This window comes from Saccharothrix sp. HUAS TT1, from assembly GCF_040744945.1.
GTDB lineage: Bacteria > Actinomycetota > Actinomycetes > Mycobacteriales > Pseudonocardiaceae > Actinosynnema.
Genome location: NZ_CP160453.1, coordinates 7,265,192 through 7,281,945, shown reverse-complemented (window position 1 = coordinate 7,281,945; position 16,754 = coordinate 7,265,192). Strand labels below are relative to the sequence as shown.

Genomic DNA, 16,754 nt, shown 5'->3' with positions numbered 1-16,754 from the left:
CGGAACCCGCCACCTGCGGGTCAGACCACACAGGACTCATCCGTCCGGCTCACCGGACGGACGCGAACCCGCGCGCCCGTTCACTGGGGGACTGCGCCTCGTCACAGCTTGGAGGGCTGGCTGGCCATGGCAAACCTTCTGAAGAAGGCTTACGACGCCACCTGGGGGAAGTACGTCTTCGCCGGGATGTACGACAAGTTCCTGGCGAGGGTGGAGGGGCACGGCCTGTCGGAGAAGCGCGCGGAGTTCCTCAAGCCCGCGTACGGCCGGACCATCGAGCTCGGCACCGGCACGGGCCTGAACCTGCCCCACTACCCGGACACCGTCGACGAGCTGATCCTCACCGAGCCCTACTCGCACATGGTGTCCAAGCTGGAGGAGAAGACCCGCAACGACCCGCGGCGCATCCAGCTCGTGGTGGCCGGCGCGGAGAAGCTGCCCTACCCGGACGGCTACTTCGACACGGTCGCGGCGGCGATGATCCTGTGCACCGTGCCGGACCCGACGCCCGCGCTGCGGGAGATCGAGCGCGTCCTCAAGCCGGGCGGGCAGTACCTGTTCCTGGAGCACGTCCGGAACAAGGACCCGCGGGTCGCCCGCAAGCAGGACATCATCCAGAAGGGCTGGTACTGGTTCGGCAACGAGTGCCACTGCAACCGGCCCACCGTGCAGACGCTGCAGAACTCGTCGCTGGAGATCGCCGACCTCCAGGAGACCAAGATGCCCGGCGCCTGGGAGTTCATCGAGGCCATGGTCATCGGCCGCGCGGTCCGCCCGGTCACGGCCGAGCCGCTGTCGGTGGCGACCGCCCCGACCCACGGCCACGCGGACGCCGACTGCGACTGCTGACCGACCCGGCGCAGCGGCGGGCCGTCCCACGGGGCGGCCCGCCGCGCCGCACCCAGACCTGCGGCCAACCCAGACCTCCGACCAAGGACGGGTCGAGGCACCGTGTCGAAGATCCGCATCACCCAGCTGGCCGAGATCACCGGCTTCACGCCGGCCACGATCCGGTTCTACGAGCACTCCGGACTGCTCCCGGCCGCGTCCCGGACGCCCAGCGGCCACCGCGTCTACGGCGCCGACGACGTCGAGCGGCTGCGCTTCATCGCCCGCGGCAAGCAGTTGGGGCTCGCGCTGGACGAGATCCGCGAACTGGTCCACGGTGGCGGGGACGCGGACGCGGACGCGGAGCAGGTGCTGGACACCCTTCGCACGAGGATCGCGGAGGTCCACGAGCGGATCGCGGAGCTGTCCGCGTTCTCCGCGCAGCTGGTGGCGAGCATGTGGGCGGTCCGCTCCCGGCACGTGCCGGCGGCCGCGGCGGTCGAACCGGCCTGCCGGGAGCACTGGGCCCGGGCGCTGTCCCACCCGCACACCCGCCGGCAGGCCGACGACCTGGTCACCCTCACGTTCCCGAGCACCCCGGCGCTGGTCGGGGTCCTGGCCGACCTCGTGGCGCACGAGTCGGGTTGCCGGCGGCCCGCGCACCTCCTGCTCCGCTGCACCTCCGGCACCGCGGTGCTGGAGGTCGCCCTCGCGGAGGTCACCCGCCGGCTCCTCGGCGAGCTGGTCGCGTCGACCCGCTCCACCGCGGACGACTAGCCCTTCGACGCGACCTCGGGCATCGGCGCGGTGGAACGCCGTTCACGCAGCAGCAGCGCGATCACCACGAAGGTCACCGCGCACAGCGCCGCCATCGTCCAGAGCAGACCGTGCAAACCGGACGCGAAGGCTTCGCCCGCCGCCTCGGCGAACTCCTCGCGCCGCCCCTCCGGCACGAGCGCCGTCGCCCGCGCGAGGTCGCCCTGGTTGAGCGCGTTGGCCACCGCGTCGGCGTCGACCGAGCCGCCGAACTCCCGAGCCCGCGCGGCGACGGCGTTCTGCGTGAAGCCGACCAGCAGCGCGCCCGCCACCGCGATGGAGATGGTCTCGCCCGCCAGCCGCACGGTGTTGAACATGCCCGCCGCCATCCCGGCGCGGGTGGCCTCGACGCTGCTCACCGCGGCGCCGTCGAGCAGGCCGAACGACAGGCCGACCGCGATGCCGACCAGGGCCAGCGGCCCCAGCAGCGAGAGGTAGCCGATGCCCGGCTCGATCACGGTGAACCAGGCCAGCCCGATCGCGGCCAGGGCGGCGGTCAGCACGATCTGCACCCGGGCGGGCACCCACTTCGCCGCCACGCCGGCGATGCCCGGGAACACCAGCGCGAGCACCGTCAGCATCAGCATGAACAGGCCGATCTGCGCGGCGCCCAGGCCGTCGACCGACGCCAGGTACGAGGGCAGGTAGATCACCAGCGGCGAGAAGCCGAACACCACCGGGACGGTGGCCAGCGAGATGCCGACGAACCGCGGCTGCGACAGCAGGCCGAGGTCGAACATCGGCTGCTCCTGCCGGCGTTCCACAACCACGAACGCGATCAGGGCCACCACCGCGCCGGCGAAGCTCGCGATGACCCGCTGGTCGCCCCAACCCCACTGCGGGCCCTGGACCAGGGCGAAGATCAGCAGCAGCAGGGCGGCGGTGAAGGTGGTCGTGCCCGCCCAGTCGACGCGGTTCGCCCGCGGGTTGCGCGACTCCCGGATCACCGGCGTCAGCAGCAGCACCAGGGCGCCGATGACCGCCGGCAGCAGGAACACCGAGCGCCAGCCGAAGCTGCCGATCAGCAGGCCCGACAGGCTCGGCCCGAACACCAGGCCCACCCCGACCGCGGTGCCGAACACGCCGAACGCCTTCGCGCGGGCCACCCCCTCGAACGCGTCGGCCAGGATCGCGCTGCCGCTCGTGGTCGCGGCGGCGGCGCCGACACCGGCCACCACCCGTGCCAGGTCGAGCACCAGGATGTTCGGCGCGAGGGCGGAGACCAGCGAACCGGCCGCGAACAGCACCACGCCGACCCGGAACACCCCGCGCCGACCGACCAGGTCGGCGAGCGACCCGGTCGCCAGCATGAAAGCCGCGTAGGTCAGGTTGTAGCCGTTGACCACCCAGAGCCCCGACGCCAGCGAGTTCTGGAACTCGGCGTTGATCGCGGGCAGCGCCACGGACGAGCCCGTGATCGCCAACGGGAACAGCACGACGGTCAGGCACACGGCCGGCAGTGACAGCCCGGGACCCCGGCCGGTTCCCCGCTCGGCACTTCCCACCTGGTCAGGCATCCCTGATCTCCTCGCAGCTCGGCCCACCGCCCCGACGCTAAGCCTTGGAGCGGGGACCAGGCTCAAGGAGAAGTGACCTGGATCACGGGATGGCTCAGTACCGGTAGTGCTCGGGCTTGTAGGGGCCCTCGACGTCGACGTCGATGTACTCGGCCTGGTCCTTGGTGAGCTTGGTGAGCTTGCCGCCGAGCGCGTCGAGGTGGATGCGGGCGACCTTCTCGTCGAGCTTCTTCGGGAGCCGGTAGACCTCGCGGTCGTATTCCCGGTGCTTGGTGAACAGCTCGACCTGGGCGATGACCTGGTTGGAGAAGGAGTTGGACATCACGAAGCTGGGGTGGCCGGTGGCGTTGCCCAGGTTGAGCAGCCGGCCCTCGGAGAGCACCAGGACGGAGTGGCCGTCGGGGAAGACCCACTCGTCGACCTGGGGCTTGATGTTGATCCGGCGGACGCCGGGGAAGCGGGCCAGGCCGGCCATGTCGATCTCGTTGTCGAAGTGGCCGATGTTGCCCACGATCGCCTGGTGCTTCATCGCGGCCATGTGCTCCACCCGCACCACGTCCTTGTTGCCGGTGGTGGTGATCACGATGTCCGCCCGGTCCAGCACGTCCTCCAGGCGTTGGACGTCGTAGCCGTCCATCGCGGCCTGCAACGCGCAGATCGGGTCGATCTCGGTGACCACGATCCGGGCGCCCTGCCCGCGCAGCGACTCCGCCGCGCCCTTGCCGACGTCGCCGTAGCCGCAGATCACGGCGACCTTGCCGCCCATGAGCACGTCGGTGCCGCGGTTGATGCCGTCGATCAGCGAGTGCCGGATGCCGTAGCGGTTGTCGAACTTGGACTTGGTCACCGCGTCGTTGACGTTGATCGCCGGGAACAGCAGCTCACCGGCCGCGGCGAGCTGGTAGAGCCGCATGACGCCGGTGGTGGTCTCCTCGGTCACCCCGCGCACGCCCTCGGCGATCTTGGTCCACTTGCCGCTGTCGGCGGCCAGGGAGTCGCGCAGCCGGCCCAGGAAGACCTGCCACTCCTCGGAGTCGTCGGCCTCGGGCCGCGGGACGACGCCGGCCTTCTCCCACTGCGCGCCCTTGTGGACCATCATCGTGGCGTCGCCGCCGTCGTCGAGGATCATGTTCGGGCCGCCGCCGTCGGGCCAGGTCAGCATCGACTCCGCGGTCCACCAGTACTCTTCCAGGGTTTCGCCCTTCCAGGCGAAGCAGGGGACGCCCCGGGGTTCCTCGGGGGTGCCGTGGGGGCCCACCACGACCGCGGCGGCGGCGTGGTCCTGGGTGGAGAAGATGTTGCACGACGCCCAGCGGACCTCGGCGCCCAACGCGACCAGCGTCTCGATCAGCACCGCGGTCTGCACCGTCATGTGCAGCGACCCGGAGACCCGCGCGCCCTTGAGCGGGTAGACCTCCGAGTACTCGCGGCGCAACGCCATCAAACCGGGCATCTCGTGCTCGGCCAGCCGGATCTCCTTGCGGCCGAACTCGGCCAGGGAGAGGTCCGCCACGGCGAAGTCGATGCCGTTGCGGGTGGTGAACTTGTCGGACGCCATCTCGGTCACGCGGGTCCCCCTGGCTTTTCGGCGGCTGACAGGACAGTCCTCTGTGGAACACATCCCGATCGTCCAGTCTCGGCCTTGAAGTCGAGTTCAAGTCAAGCCGCCGAAGGCACGCCGGGCGTGCGCCGGTGGGCGCAGGCGGGCTGCGGCATGCCGAAGGGGCCCGAGGACCGATCCGTGGTTTCATCTCACCTCTCCTCCCGACCTCGTCGAGACCGGAAGCCATGACTCCAGACCACTCCACGCCGCGCGACGAAGGTCGACCGGCGAAGGCGGCTGTGTTCCTCCCGCGACCCGAGCACCACGACGGCGCGGTGGCGCGCTGGCACGTCGAGCTCCACCTCGACCGCCACGCCGAGATCCGCCACCACCTCGTCAACGGGCAGCCCACCGCGCCCACCGCCTCGCTGGTGCAGCTCGCGGCGGAGGCCGCCGCTTCCTTCGACCCCGAGCTGGCGCCCGTCGGGTACTCGGACCTCCTGCTGCCGCGCCTGCTCCGCGCGCCCGTCGAGCGCTGGCCGCGCCGCGTCGAGGTCACGGCCACCCGCACCGGTGACGACGTGCACGTCCGCGTCGACAGCCCGGCCGTGAACGCCGTCCCGACCGTCGGCTACGCCCGGACGACCGTGCGCCTGGGCGAACCCGCCACGCCGGAGCCCGACGACCGGCCCGACACCGAGGCGGTCGACCAGCGGTTCACCGGGTACCTGCTGCCCGGCGACGCGCTCGAAGCGCTCCTCCGGGTCGCGGGCCCGCCGGGAACCCTCGCGTCGGTGAGCGCCATCGACGTCCCCCACCCCCTGGACGACCGCGAGCTGGCGCTCCTGCTGGGCGCCCACGTCGACCTGCGCCACTACTCCACATCGGACGGCGACCAGCACACCGCGACCACGGCCGACGGCACGGTCCTGGTCCGCCTGCGCGGCGTGGTCGGCTCCAGCCCCGACCTGTCCACCATGCGGCGTCACCGGACCGGCGCCAGGACACCCGGGCGGGCGGCCCGCCGGACGCGGTCGACCGGGGGAGCGCACGATGGCGGATGAGCCGTTCTTGGGGACGGGCTCGACGCGTTGGTGGACCCTCGTAGCCGCGTCCATCGCCACCTTCCTGGTGATGCTCGACGGCACCGCCGCGCTGCTGGCCCTGCCCGGCCTGGTCGCGGAGTTCGACGCGGGCCCCGGCGCCCGGCAGTGGGTCGTCGTCGCCCACACCGCGCCGCTGGCCGCGTTCCTGCTGACCGGCGGCGCGCTGGCGGACCGGTTCGGCCACCGACCGGCGTTCCGCCTGGGGGCGCTGCTGTTCACCGCCGGCTCCGTGGCCGCGGGCGCCGCCGGGACGCTGCCCCTGCTCGTCACCGCCCGCGGGTTCCAGGGCGTCGGCTCCGCCCTCCTGCTCGCGACGTCCTCGGCGCTCGTCGCGCACGAGTTCCCGGGAGCGACGCGGTCCCGCACCCTGGCCACCGCCGCGGTGCTGGGGCTGGCGCTCGGCCCCGTGACCGGCGGCGTCCTGGCCGAAGCCGACTGGCGGCTGGTCTTCCTGTCGGTCCTGCCCGCCGGTGCGCTGCTGCAGGCGATCGGCCAGGTGCGCCTGCCGACGACCCGGCCGACCGCCCCGGCCGCCGTGGACTGGGCCGGGACCGCGCTGTTCGCCGCCTGCGCCGCCCTCGTGGTCCTCGGCCTGACCGGCGCCTCGACCCTGACCGCGTTCGCCGTGGCGGCGTTCCTGCTGCTCCTGTTCCTCCTGGTGCAGCGCGCCCGTGACGACGAGGCGATGCTCAACCTGGCCCTGTTCGGCAACCGCAGCTTCCTCGGCGTGTCACTGGCGACCTTCGCGTCCGGCGCGGTCGGTGCGGTCACCGTGTTCCTGGCCGTCCTCCACCTCCAGGACGCGCACGGGCACACCCCGCTGGACGTCGGCGCCCGCCTCCTGCCGCTCACCCTGGCGATGATCGGCGCGGCCGCGCTCGCACGGCGGTTCGCCCCCGAGCTCCCGCCGAGGGCCGCGGTCGGCGTGGCGGCGCTGCTCACCACCGCGGGCGCGGGACTGCTCACCCTCGTCGGCCCGGACAGCACCTGGCTCGCACTCCTGCCCGGCGTGGTCGCCGCAGGCGCCGGCGCCGGGGTGGGAATCCCCCTCCACCACCACCTCTCCACCCGCGCCACCGACCCCGCCGCGATCGTCACGGCGACCCGGATCAACGGGACCTGCCACCACCTGGGCGTCACCGCGGGCATCAGCGCACTCTTCCCGTACCGCGTCGTCATCGAACAACAACGCCTCGCCGCCGCGTCCCTGAACCTGATCGCGCTCACCTGCGCGGTCCTGGGCGGGATCTTCGCCCTGATCGCCGTCACCCAAATCCACCGCCGCGACCTCCACGACCGCGCCACGGGCGGCTGACGCGGGCTCGAGCACGGCACAGGAAGTCCACACCGGACCCGCTTGCGCGCCACCCGGCCCGACGGCTATGCTCCCTGACATCTCGCGGTCGTAGGCGGCTCTGCCCCACCCGCGAATCCCCTCGGTGATATCGGCTCGGACGTGGCTCGAAGCAGCCTTCCCCGACGTGTCGCAGGGGTTCCGCCGCGGCGTGGCCGCGGCTTCCACCATTCCCGCGATCAGGGAGAAAACCCTTGAACCACAACGATTCCACCAACCCCCGGCTCACCTCCGGCGTCCTCGACGTCGTGGACCGCCGCCCCGTGCTGCGGACCGACGGCTACCTGCCGGGTCCGCACGACGCCGCCGTGCCGCCGCGACTGGTCGCCGACCACGGGCTGCGGCGCGGCGACGAGGTCCACGGCCAGGTCGCGCCACCAGCCCGGGACGGCAAGCCGCCGTCCCTGGTCACCGTCGAAGCAGTCAACGGCGCGCACCCGCGCCACTCCCGGGCCCGGCCGGCCTTCGCCGACCTCGTGCCCACCCACCCGCACGAGAGGCTGCGGCTGGAGACCGAGCCGCACGAGCTGACCACCCGCGTGGTCGACCTGCTCATGCCGATCGGCAAGGGGCAGCGCGCCCTGGTCGTCGCGCCGCCCAAGGCCGGCAAGACCACCGTGCTGCGGTCGATCGCGCACGGCATCGCCAAGAACCACCCGGAGTGCCACCTGGTGCTCGTGCTGGTCGGCGAGCGGCCGGAGGAGGTCACCGACCTGGCGCGCGCCGTGCCGGCCGAGGTGGTCGCCGCCACGTTCGACCACCCGCCCCGCGACCACACCGCGCTCGCCGAACTCGCCGTCGAACGCGCCAAGCGCCTGGTGGAGCTGGGCCGCGACGTGGTGGTGCTGCTCGACTCCGCGACCCGCCTCGGCCGCGCCTACAACCTCGCCGCGCCACCATCCGGGCGGACCCTGTCCGGCGGCGTGGACGCCGGTTCCCTCACCGCGCCCAAGCGCTTCCTGGGCGCCGCGCGCAACGTCGAGGGCGGCGGCTCGCTGACGATCATCGCCACCGCCCTGGTCGACACCGGCTCGGCGGCCGACGCGCTGCTGTTCGAGGAGTACAAGGGCACCGGCAACGCCGAACTGCGCCTGGACCGCAGGACCGCCGCCCGCCGGGTCTTCCCGGCCGTGGACGTCCACCAGTCCGGCACCCGCCGCGACGACCTCCTGCTCACCCCGGCGCAAGCCGCGTCCACCCGCCTGCTGCGCCGCGCCCTGGCGGGCAAGGAGGACGCGGTGGACGTGCTGCTCGACGGCCTGCGCAAGACCGCCGACAACACCGGGTTCCTGACCCGCCTCACGGCCACCACACCCCGCTGAGCGCACCCGGACGAGCCCGCCCGCGGACCGGATACCCCGACCGGGTGCGCGATCCCGGCCGGGTGATCCTCAACGGGACGTCGAGCGCGGGCAAGACCACCCTCGCCAAGGCCGTCCAGGACCTGCTGCCGTCGTGGCTGATCGCCCTGTCCGGCCTGGACGTGCTGCTGGTCCGCGTCACGTGCCTGCTCGCGGTCGCGGAGCAGCGGGAACGCGACCGGCGCAACCCGAACGGACTCGCCCGGGGCCACTACCGCTCGGTCCACGCCCACGGCGCCACCTACGACATGACCGTCGACAGCACCACGGGAACACCGGCAGAACTGGCCAGGGCCGTGCTGCGCGCCCGGTGAAACCCCCGCGCACGCGGGTCCCGACCGCCCGCGACGAGCGATCGGGACCCGCGGGTCACCGGGTCAGAAGCCCATCCGGCAACCGGACAGCACGATCTCCTGGCCCAACAAGGTGACCACCCGCACGGCGTACTGCGCGAGCTGGCCGTTCGGCCCGACCACCGTCTGGTTCAAGTGGACGGTTGCCACACCCGGCACGCCGACCGTGGTCGGCGCGGTGCCGATCGGCTGCCCGTTCAACGTGCCGACCCGCGACGAGCCGGACAGGCCCTGCTCGTTCGCCACGCAGCTGGTCTCGATGTCGGACACGGTGATCGCACCGCCCAGCAGGCTCGCGCTGGACACCTCGGCGCCCGCGTCGGTTCGACCCGTCGCGGTGTCGAGGTAGCAGTCGGCGTGCAGCGCCTGCACCGAGGCCAGGCCCAGCACGGTCACCGAGGCCGTGGTCTTGTCCGACGACGGCGGGCAGGTGGCGTGCGGCGTCTTGGCGACGGTGACCAGGCCCGAAGCGCTGAGCGACCACGCCTCCGCCCGCACGTACGACACGACCGTCACGACGGCGGTGGCCGAACCACCGTCGTCATCGGTGACCGTCACCAGCACGGTGTGCGCGCCGACCCCGGCGTAGGAGTGCGTGGCGGTGCAGGTGCCCGAACCGGGGCCCTGCGCCACCGTGCCGCTCACCACCGGCGTGCCGTCGTCGAAGTCGACGGTGCAGGTGTGCGTGTCGTGCGTGGCGATGTCGGTGAACGGCGCGGTGACCGTGACCGGGGTGTTGCGCAGCACCTGGGCGCCGTTGGCCGGCGAGGAGATGCCGACCTGCGGCGCGACGTTGGACAGCGTCAGCGTGGTCGTGGCGACCACGTCCGGGTGCAGGCTGTCGTTCGCCCTCAGGGTCAACGCCCACACGCCGTCGTCGTTGCAGGTGATGGTGGTGTTCACCGACGTGGGCGCGGAGAACGCGCACGTGGTGCCGGGGTCGACGCCGGACTGCGGGGTCGCGCTCCACTGCACGGCCAGGGACGGGCCGTCGGGGTCGACGACCGTGCCCGCCAGCGCCACGGGAGTGCCTTCCTGACCGGCGTACGGTCCACCGACGTCGACCACCGGCGGGTCGTTGACGATGACCGTGGTGCACTCGACGACCGAGCCCGCGCCGCCGCCGTCGGTGCCGCGCGCGGTCACGCACAGCTGGTGCGTGCCGGAGGCCAGGGGACCGGTGGTCGCGGTGTAGGTGACCGAGGCCGGGCCGGTCTCCGGCAGGGCCGGGGTGACGTTGGTGATCTGCGTGGGCGCGCCGCCGTTCACGCTCAGCGTCAGGTCGGTCAGCTGCGAGGCGATGACGCCGGGCACCACGTTCGGCAGGTTCGCCGGGTCGGGCACCGCCGTGCAGGTGCCGCCGGTGAGGTCGGCGATGGCCTGGAGGCTCGCGTTGTAGTCGCCGCCGTTGCAGGCCGAGCCGGGTCCGACGGCGAAGGTGAAGTAGTCGACGTTGGCGGGCACCGCGCCCGCGACACCGGTGACGTCGCCCACCGCGAAGCCGTCGGACAGGAACAGCACGACCTTGCGGGCCTGAGTCTGCGCGTTGGTGACCGTGGTCGCCGACTGCACGGCCGGCACGAAGCTGGTGCCGCCGCCGACCCCCTTCGCGGTGAACAGGTTCACGCCGCCCTGGACGGCCGACCCGACGGCCTCCTCCACGTCCCGCGTGCCGTTGCCGTTGGCGTCGGTCTCCGGCGCGGTCAGCACCTGGTCGCCGGCCGCCGGGCCCACGTCCACGGTCGCGGCGGTGGTGGCGAACACGACCGCGCCCACGCTGCCGACCACCGTGTTCGGCGCCGCCGCGACGGCGTTGAGGTTGGCCACCGCGGTGCGCTCGCAGGACAGGACGTCCCCACCGGCGCACGCGCTCGCGGTGCTGCCCGAGACGTCGACCACGTACGTCAGCGCGGTGTCCTTGACCGCGACCCCCGTGCCGACGGACGCCGTGCCGGTGACCGTGACCGGCCCCTGCGGGACGACGGTGTTCGGCGCCGGGCTGGTGATGTCCACGGAGATGCTGGTGCCGCCGGGCAGGTTGCCGTCGGTGGCGTGGGCTTGGATCTGGCTGGCGATCAACGCGGTGACGACTAACGCCGCCGCTCCGGCCAGGCGTCTCGGTCTCATGTCCTCGTGCCCCTTCACTTGGTACTGGGGAATCGAGGAGCCTCGCGATTTGGTTACTGAGCCGTTCCGGTGAGTGACCTTCAGTCAGCATCCCGGCTTCCCGGGCCCGCACACCACCGCACGCGACTGGTCCCGGAAGGTGCCGGCACGACCAGGCGGACCGACCGACGGTGGGCCTCGTCCCGCAAAGTGCCGTCATACCCGAGACCCACGCGGCGACCTCAACCCTGGACCGGTCGGTGGACGGCCCGATCTCCCGCGGCGTCGAGCGCGGGCCTGAGCGGCGCCATCGCGGCGCGCAGCAGGTCTGGCAGCGAGCCGGACGGCACGACGAGGCCGCCGGGGGCGGGGGACACCCGCACCCACCGCTGCAGTGCGACGCGGACCGCCGCCGCCACGCTCGCGGCGAGCACGTGGGCGGTGTGCTCGTCGGTGGTGTGCTCGTCGTCGCCGAGGCGCAGGGCGATCGCGTCGGTGAGCGGGTGTTCTAGCGCGGTGGCGGTGTCGACGAACGCGTCGCGCAGCGCGGGGTGCGAGGTGATGAGCAGCAGCGCGTCGCGGGCGGGTCCGCCGGGGTCGGTGTACTGCTCCACGATCGCGTCGACCACGGCGTCGGCGAGCCCGACGTCGGCGGGGCGTGCCGCCACCGCCGCCGCGACCCGTGCCTCCCGCTCGGCGGCGACGGCGGCGACGATGGCCTGCTCACGGCTGGAGAAGTAGTTGTTGTAGGTCCGCGGCGAGACCCCGGCCGCCTCGGCGATGTCGTCGACGCGGACGTTCTCGGCCCCGCGCTCCAGCGCCAGCCGCAGGGCCGCCTCGCGCAACGCCTCCCTGGTGGCCTGCTTCTTCTGCTCGCGCAGCCCCGTCCGCCGTGTCGTCACCACCCCAGCCTACATGCGTGCACGCAAACTTGCGTGCACGCAAGTTTTGTCCCTAGTCTCGCCGTCGGCACACCACGACAGGAGAGGACGGACCCATGCGCGCCAAGGGCATCGCCTACGACACCGGCTTCGTGCGGAACGGCAGGACCTCCCGCGACGACTTCGACCCCGACCTGGTGCGGCGGGAGCTGACGATCATCCGCGACGACCTGCGCTGCAACGCCGTCCAGCTCGTCGGCGGCGACCCGGAGCGGCTGGAACTGGCCGCCCGCTCCGCCGCCGACCTCGGGCTGGAGGTCTGGTTCTCGCCCTACCCGCTGGAGCTGACGACCGCGCAGGTGCTGTCGCTGTTCGCCGACTGCGCGCGGCGGGCCGAGCGGATCAGGCAGGCGGGGGCCGAGGTCGTGTTCGTCACCGGCGTCGAGCTGAGCCTCATGGACCACGGGTTCCTGCCCGGTGACGACATCACCGAACGGCTCGACCGGCTGTTCGGCGACCCGGACGGCCTCGGCGAGCGGATCGCCGAGGCGAGCGCCCGCCTCAACGACTTCCTCGCCGACGCCGTGGCGCTGGTCCGCGAGCACTTCCGGGGGAAGGTCACCTACGCCTGCGTCCCGCTCGAACGCGTCGACTGGAGCCTCTTCGACATCATGTCGGTCGAGCTCATCCGGTCCGCCGCGGTGGCCGACCGGTTCCAGGAGGGCGTGCGCACCCTGGTGGCGCAGGGGAAGCCGGTCGCGATCACCGGGTTCGGCACGGCCACCTGGCGCGGCTCCGCCGACACGGCGCCGCGCAGCATGGAGATCGTCGAGCACGACGCGACCGGCCGCCCGGTCCGGCTGAACGGCGAGTACGAGCGCGACGAGGTCGGCCAGGGCGCCTACCTGCGCGAGCTGCTGGAGGTCTTCGACGCCGAAGGCGTGGACAGCGCCTTCGCGTACCTCTTCGCGCTCTACAACTACCCGCACCGCCCCGGCGACCCCCGCCACGACCTCGACCTGGCCGGCTTCGGCGTCGTCAAGGTCCTCGAAGACGGCCGCGGCGCCACCTACCCGGACGTGCCGTGGGAACCCAAAGCCGCCTTCACCGCCCTCGCCGACTACTACTCCGAACCCCGAGGGACCCGGCGTGGGTGATCACCGGATGGTGAACAGCTCCACCATCCCGGTCAGGTTCAGCATCTTGACCAGCGTCCTGGGCGGGGCGACCAGGTCCAGCGCGGCGTCCGCGCCGAGGACCAGCTCGCGCGCGAACAGCAGGGTGCTGAGCCCGCTGGAGTCGCAGAACGCCAACTCCGCCAGGTCCAGGACGACGAGGTCGCCCGCGCCGAGGTCCAGGCCGGTGAGCGCGTCGCGCAACCGCGGGGTCGTCCGGTGGTCCAGCTCCCCGGTGAGCCCGATGGTGTGGACGGCGCCGTCGGTGGCCGTGGTCAGCTCGATCACCGTGCCTCCTACGAGAGCGGGGCGGAGGCGCCGGGGTTGCCGATCGCGAGGATCGCGGTGTCGTCGGACGGCTCCTCCGACCAGTCGGACAGCAGCCGCGTCAACCGGTCCACCACGGTGAAGGCGTCCTCGCCCGTCATCGCGGCGGCGGCCTCGGCGAGACCTTCCTCCTCCAGCAGGGTCCCGTCGGCACGGCGGGCCTCGGTCAGGCCGTCGGAGTACAGGACGATCACGTCTCCCGGGTCCAGGCGCGTGGTCGCGACGGCGAACCGCGCGTGGGGCAGGATGCCGACCAGCTGCCCGCCCGGTGTGGGCAGGAAGTGGGACTCGCCGTCGGCGCGCAGTGCCAGCGGCGGCGGGTGCCCACCGCCCGCGAGGGTGACGGCGAACCCGTCGCCGTCCGGTTCGAGCAGGCCGAAGATCACCGTGCAGAACCGCGGGCCCTCGTTGCGGCGTTGCTGCAGCAGGACGGTGTTGAGCGTGGTCAGCACCTTGACCGGGTCGGTGTCGTGCACGGCCGCGGCGCGCAGGGCGTACCGGGTCAGCGACGTCAGCACGGCGGCCTCGGGCCCCTTGCCGCAGACGTCGCCCAGGAAGAACCCCCACCGGTCGTTGCCCAGCGGGAACACGTCGTAGAAGTCGCCACCGACCTGGTCCTTCGACGCGACCTGGTAGTGGGCGGCGAGGTCGAGCCCGTCGACCTCGGGCAGCGCGTCGGGCAGCAGCGTGCGCTGCAGCGTGCCGGTCAGGCGCTCCAGCCGTTCCCGCTCCTGCTCGGCCTTGCGCTTGGCGGCCAGCAGCTCCCGCTCGTACGCGCGGCGTTCACGGGCGTCGAACACGGTGAGGCGCACCAGCAGGGGCTGCCCGTCCTCGCTGGTCTTGACCCGCGCGCTGACCAGGGCGGGCAGCCTGCGGCCGTCGGCGGCCACCAGGTCCAGCGCGAGTTCCCGCACCTCGCCGTGCATGCGCAGGAGCGGCGCGTAGTGCGTCTCGTGGTAGAGCCTGCCGCCGCCGGTCAGCAGGTCGGTGAACCGCCTGACCCCGACCAGCTCCTCGCGCCGGTAGCCGAGCCAGTCCAGCAGCGTGTCGTTGACCTTGGCCACCTCGCCGTCCATCAACGTGGACAGGTAGCCGCACGGCGCGTTCTCGTACAGCTCTGCGACGTCGTCCTCCAACAGCGACGAGAACACCACTCGCGGGTCACCGGTCGCCGAGTCGCCGTCCTCGAACGGCTCGTCGGGCTCACCGACGCCGGTCCCGGCCGCGCACATCACGGGCGTGCGCCCCGCTGCCCGGTCAGGAACCCCCGGATGGCGGAGGCGGTCTCCTCCGGCGCGCTGAGGTTGGGGCAGTGCCCGGTCGCGTTGAGCACCACCAGCTCGCTGCCGGGGATGCGCGCGTGCACGAACTCGCCCACCGCCTGGGAGGCGATCACGTCCTCGCGGCACTGCAGCACCAACGTCGGCACCTCCACCGCGGCCAGGTCGGCCCGGTTGTCCGACAGGAACGTCACGCGCGCGAAGTGCCGCGCGATGTCCGGGTCGGTGCGGCAGAAGCTCTCGGTCAGCTCCTGCCCCAGCTCGGGCCGGTCCGGGTTGCCCATGATCGCCGGCGCCATCACCGCCGACCAGCCCAGGTAGTTGCTGTCCAGCGAGTCCAACAACTCCTCGATGTCCTCCGCGCTGAACCCGCCCCGGTAGTCGCCGTCGTCCACGTAGCGGGGCGAAGGCCCGACCAGGACCAGCGCCCCGAAGCGCGACGGGTCCGCGTTGGCGGCCAGCACGCCGACCATCGCGCTGACCGAGTGCCCGACGAAGACGACGTCGCGCAGGTCCAGCTCTTCGAGGACGTCCAGCACATCGGAGGCGTATCCGCCGAGGGTGGCGTAACGCTCCGGCTGCCAGGCGGACAGATCGGACCGCCCGGCCCCCACGTGGTCGAACAACACCACGCGGTGGTCCTCCGCGAACCGGGGCGCCACCAACCGCCACATGTTCTGATCACAGCCGAACCCGTGCGAGAACACCACCGGCCGACCGCCCACCGGCCCCGACACGGTCACGTTGTTCTTGCTCCGGACATCCATCCCGGCAGTATCCCACCCCCACCACCCGCGACCGGCCGGCCCACCAGCCCGTTGGCGCACCGGGTAATGAAGTCGCTCAGCGACGCCCGCGGTCGTAGAGTGCCGCGATGATCCGCTATGAGTGGCGCGGGCACTTCGCCAACTCCGAGGTCAACGCGCTGCACGCCGAGGGCTTCGACCACCGCGTCCTCGACGACGACTGGTGGGGCCAGATCAACCGCCACAGCCTGGGCTGGGTGTGCGCGCGGCGGAAGACCGACCTGGTCGGCTTCGTCAACGTCGCCTGGGACGGGGCGATCCACGCGTTCGTACTGGACACGCTCGTCGCCGTGCAGGCGCGCCGCCAGGGCGTCGGGCGGGAGTTGATCGCGCGCGCCGTGGAGGGCGCGCGAGCGGCGGGGTGCGAGTGGCTGCACGTCGACTTCGACGACCACCTCGCGCCGTTCTACTTCGACAGCTGCGGGTTCCAGCCGACCAACGCGGGCCTGATCCCGCTCTGACGGCTGTGCAGGACGACGCTGACCCACCGACAAGTCCAACGGGAGGGGAGCAGCAACTGCGCACGGTGAAGATGATCACAGCGGGACCACCTGTTCCACTCGTCCCGCAAACGCAGAACGGCTGGTTGGCGAAGATCGCCAACCAGCCGTTCGAGCTGCTGAACAGAAGCAGCTCCGGCGGGAGCTGTGCGCTGCACAGCTTCGTCGGCACGACCCTGGTGCTGATGGCGGATGGCTCGACCAAGCCGATCGCCGAGGTCGGGATCGGCGACAAGATCAAGGCCACCGACCCCGCCACCGGCGACACCGCCGACCGCGACGTCGTCGCCACCATCGTCCACACCGACAAAGACGACATGACCCGCCTCACCGTGGCGGCGCAGGACGGCTCGACCTGCACTGTGGACGCGACGTCCTGGCACCCGGTGTGGGTCGATGCCGAAGGCCGATTCGTCAACATCGGCGACCTGAAGGAAGGGCGACGCCTCACGTCGGTCGACAGCACGTCACCGAAGGCGACCGCTACATCCACTTCGAACCGGTCCACGACCTGACCGTCGAGGGCGTCCACACCTACTACGTGGTGACCGGCGGCCTCAACTTCCTGGTCCACAACTGCGATCGACCTGGAGCCGTGGACACGGACTAGCCAGAGGAGAGCGCCGGTGAGCACCACGAGCTCTTGCACCCGGTCGCGCAGAGGTTCCGCACGACCAGTGTGCTCGACGCGGAGTGCGCTGACGGCGTCACCAACATCGTTACGGGTGGTGCGAGGAGTAATCTGACCAGGATCCAACGTGCGGCTATGCTGGACGATGGCAATCTCGCAGCGTCGATTTC

At 72.2% G+C, this 16,754-nt stretch carries 16 protein-coding genes; 9 read left to right on the top strand and 7 right to left on the bottom strand.

Annotated features, from left to right (window positions below):
• Positions 1–126 precede the first annotated feature (126 nt).
• Both AB0F89_RS31975 and AB0F89_RS31970 read left to right on the top strand, forming a co-directional pair.
• Positions 127–849 (top strand): class I SAM-dependent methyltransferase, encoded by a 723-nt coding sequence (locus tag AB0F89_RS31975; RefSeq protein WP_367129374.1) that lies wholly within the window; start codon positions 127–129, stop codon positions 847–849.
• A gap of 102 nt (positions 850–951) precedes the next feature.
• On the top strand, positions 952–1,605 hold the full coding sequence (locus tag AB0F89_RS31970) for a MerR family transcriptional regulator (RefSeq protein WP_367129373.1): 654 nt from the start codon (positions 952–954) through the stop codon (positions 1,603–1,605).
• Here the strand turns inward: AB0F89_RS31970 and AB0F89_RS31965 are convergent.
• A complete protein-coding gene (locus tag AB0F89_RS31965; RefSeq protein WP_367129372.1) occupies positions 1,602–3,161 on the bottom strand; it encodes an MFS transporter in 1,560 nt (519 codons plus the stop codon). The two genes, AB0F89_RS31970 and AB0F89_RS31965, sit on opposite strands and share 4 nt — an antisense overlap.
• Before the next feature lie 94 nt (positions 3,162–3,255).
• Positions 3,256–4,719, bottom strand: a complete 1,464-nt coding sequence (ahcY, locus tag AB0F89_RS31960) for an adenosylhomocysteinase (protein ID WP_367139071.1) — start codon at positions 4,717–4,719, stop codon at positions 3,256–3,258.
• 284 nt (positions 4,720–5,003) lie between these two features.
• Between ahcY and AB0F89_RS31955 the strand changes: the two genes are divergently transcribed.
• From AB0F89_RS31955 to AB0F89_RS31940, 4 genes are all read left to right on the top strand, one after another.
• Entirely contained in the window at positions 5,004–5,768 is a 765-nt protein-coding gene (locus tag AB0F89_RS31955) for a hypothetical protein (RefSeq protein WP_367129371.1), read from the top strand.
• Entirely contained in the window at positions 5,758–7,125 is a 1,368-nt protein-coding gene (locus AB0F89_RS31950; RefSeq protein ID WP_367129370.1) for an MFS transporter, read from the top strand. The genes AB0F89_RS31955 and AB0F89_RS31950 overlap by 11 nt, the downstream gene beginning before the upstream one ends.
• Positions 7,126–7,358: 233 nt before the next feature.
• Positions 7,359–8,486: a transcription termination factor Rho, short form gene (locus AB0F89_RS31945; RefSeq protein WP_367129369.1), complete on the top strand. Its 1,128-nt coding sequence runs from the start codon at positions 7,359–7,361 to the stop codon at positions 8,484–8,486.
• Between the two features lie 44 nt (positions 8,487–8,530).
• A complete protein-coding gene (locus AB0F89_RS31940; protein WP_367129368.1) occupies positions 8,531–8,839 on the top strand; it encodes a hypothetical protein in 309 nt (102 codons plus the stop codon).
• Between the two features lie 63 nt (positions 8,840–8,902).
• Here the strand turns inward: AB0F89_RS31940 and AB0F89_RS31935 are convergent, their stop codons facing one another.
• Both AB0F89_RS31935 and AB0F89_RS31930 read right to left on the bottom strand, forming a co-directional pair.
• Positions 8,903–11,005, bottom strand: coding sequence for a choice-of-anchor P family protein (locus AB0F89_RS31935; protein WP_367129367.1), 2,103 nt, complete (start codon positions 11,003–11,005; stop codon positions 8,903–8,905).
• Positions 11,006–11,226: 221 nt separating this feature from the next.
• A complete protein-coding gene (locus AB0F89_RS31930) occupies positions 11,227–11,886 on the bottom strand; it encodes a TetR/AcrR family transcriptional regulator (protein ID WP_367129366.1) in 660 nt (219 codons plus the stop codon).
• Between the two features lie 95 nt (positions 11,887–11,981).
• Here AB0F89_RS31930 and AB0F89_RS31925 point away from each other — a divergent pair, with 95 nt between their 5' ends.
• Entirely contained in the window at positions 11,982–13,022 is a 1,041-nt protein-coding gene (locus tag AB0F89_RS31925; RefSeq protein WP_367129365.1) for a hypothetical protein, read from the top strand.
• On the opposite strand, the gene AB0F89_RS31920 is transcribed toward AB0F89_RS31925, so the two are convergent.
• The 3 genes from AB0F89_RS31920 to AB0F89_RS31910 are packed head-to-tail and all read right to left on the bottom strand — an operon-like array spanning position 13,023 to position 15,414.
• The gene (locus AB0F89_RS31920; protein ID WP_367129364.1) at positions 13,023–13,328 is read right to left on the bottom strand and encodes an STAS domain-containing protein; all 306 of its coding nucleotides are present in this window, start codon (positions 13,326–13,328) and stop codon (positions 13,023–13,025) included.
• A gap of 8 nt (positions 13,329–13,336) precedes the next feature.
• Positions 13,337–14,599 (bottom strand): PP2C family protein-serine/threonine phosphatase, encoded by a 1,263-nt coding sequence (locus AB0F89_RS31915; protein WP_367129363.1) that lies wholly within the window; start codon positions 14,597–14,599, stop codon positions 13,337–13,339.
• The gene (locus tag AB0F89_RS31910; protein ID WP_367129362.1) at positions 14,599–15,414 is read right to left on the bottom strand and encodes an alpha/beta fold hydrolase; all 816 of its coding nucleotides are present in this window, start codon (positions 15,412–15,414) and stop codon (positions 14,599–14,601) included. The genes AB0F89_RS31915 and AB0F89_RS31910 overlap by 1 nt, the downstream gene beginning before the upstream one ends.
• 107 nt (positions 15,415–15,521) lie before the next feature.
• On the opposite strand from AB0F89_RS31910, the gene AB0F89_RS31905 reads away from it, so the two are divergent.
• Complete coding sequence (locus tag AB0F89_RS31905; protein WP_367129361.1) at positions 15,522–15,914, top strand: GNAT family N-acetyltransferase; 393 nt, start codon at positions 15,522–15,524, stop codon at positions 15,912–15,914.
• A 125-nt stretch (positions 15,915–16,039) separates the two neighbouring features.
• Entirely contained in the window at positions 16,040–16,468 is a 429-nt protein-coding gene (locus AB0F89_RS31900; protein WP_367129360.1) for a Hint domain-containing protein, read from the top strand.
• Positions 16,469–16,754: the final 286 nt, after the last annotated feature.

What these genes read in the sequence shown, in the direction of transcription:
- AB0F89_RS31975 (WP_367129374.1), top strand. Translation starts at nt 127, where the DNA reads ATGGCAAACCTTCTGAAGAAGGCTTACGACGCCACCTGGGGGAAGTAC.
- AB0F89_RS31965 (WP_367129372.1), bottom strand. Translation starts at nt 3,161, where the DNA reads ATGCCTGACCAGGTGGGAAGTGCCGAGCGGGGAACCGGCCGGGGTCCC.
- ahcY (WP_367139071.1), bottom strand. Translation starts at nt 4,719, where the DNA reads ATGGCGTCCGACAAGTTCACCACCCGCAACGGCATCGACTTCGCCGTG.
- AB0F89_RS31950 (WP_367129370.1), top strand. Translation starts at nt 5,758, where the DNA reads ATGGCGGATGAGCCGTTCTTGGGGACGGGCTCGACGCGTTGGTGGACC.
- AB0F89_RS31935 (WP_367129367.1), bottom strand. Translation starts at nt 11,005, where the DNA reads ATGAGACCGAGACGCCTGGCCGGAGCGGCGGCGTTAGTCGTCACCGCG.
- AB0F89_RS31925 (WP_367129365.1), top strand. Translation starts at nt 11,982, where the DNA reads ATGCGCGCCAAGGGCATCGCCTACGACACCGGCTTCGTGCGGAACGGC.
- AB0F89_RS31915 (WP_367129363.1), bottom strand. Translation starts at nt 14,599, where the DNA reads ATGTGCGCGGCCGGGACCGGCGTCGGTGAGCCCGACGAGCCGTTCGAG.
- AB0F89_RS31910 (WP_367129362.1), bottom strand. Translation starts at nt 15,414, where the DNA reads ATGGATGTCCGGAGCAAGAACAACGTGACCGTGTCGGGGCCGGTGGGC.
- AB0F89_RS31905 (WP_367129361.1), top strand. Translation starts at nt 15,522, where the DNA reads ATGATCCGCTATGAGTGGCGCGGGCACTTCGCCAACTCCGAGGTCAAC.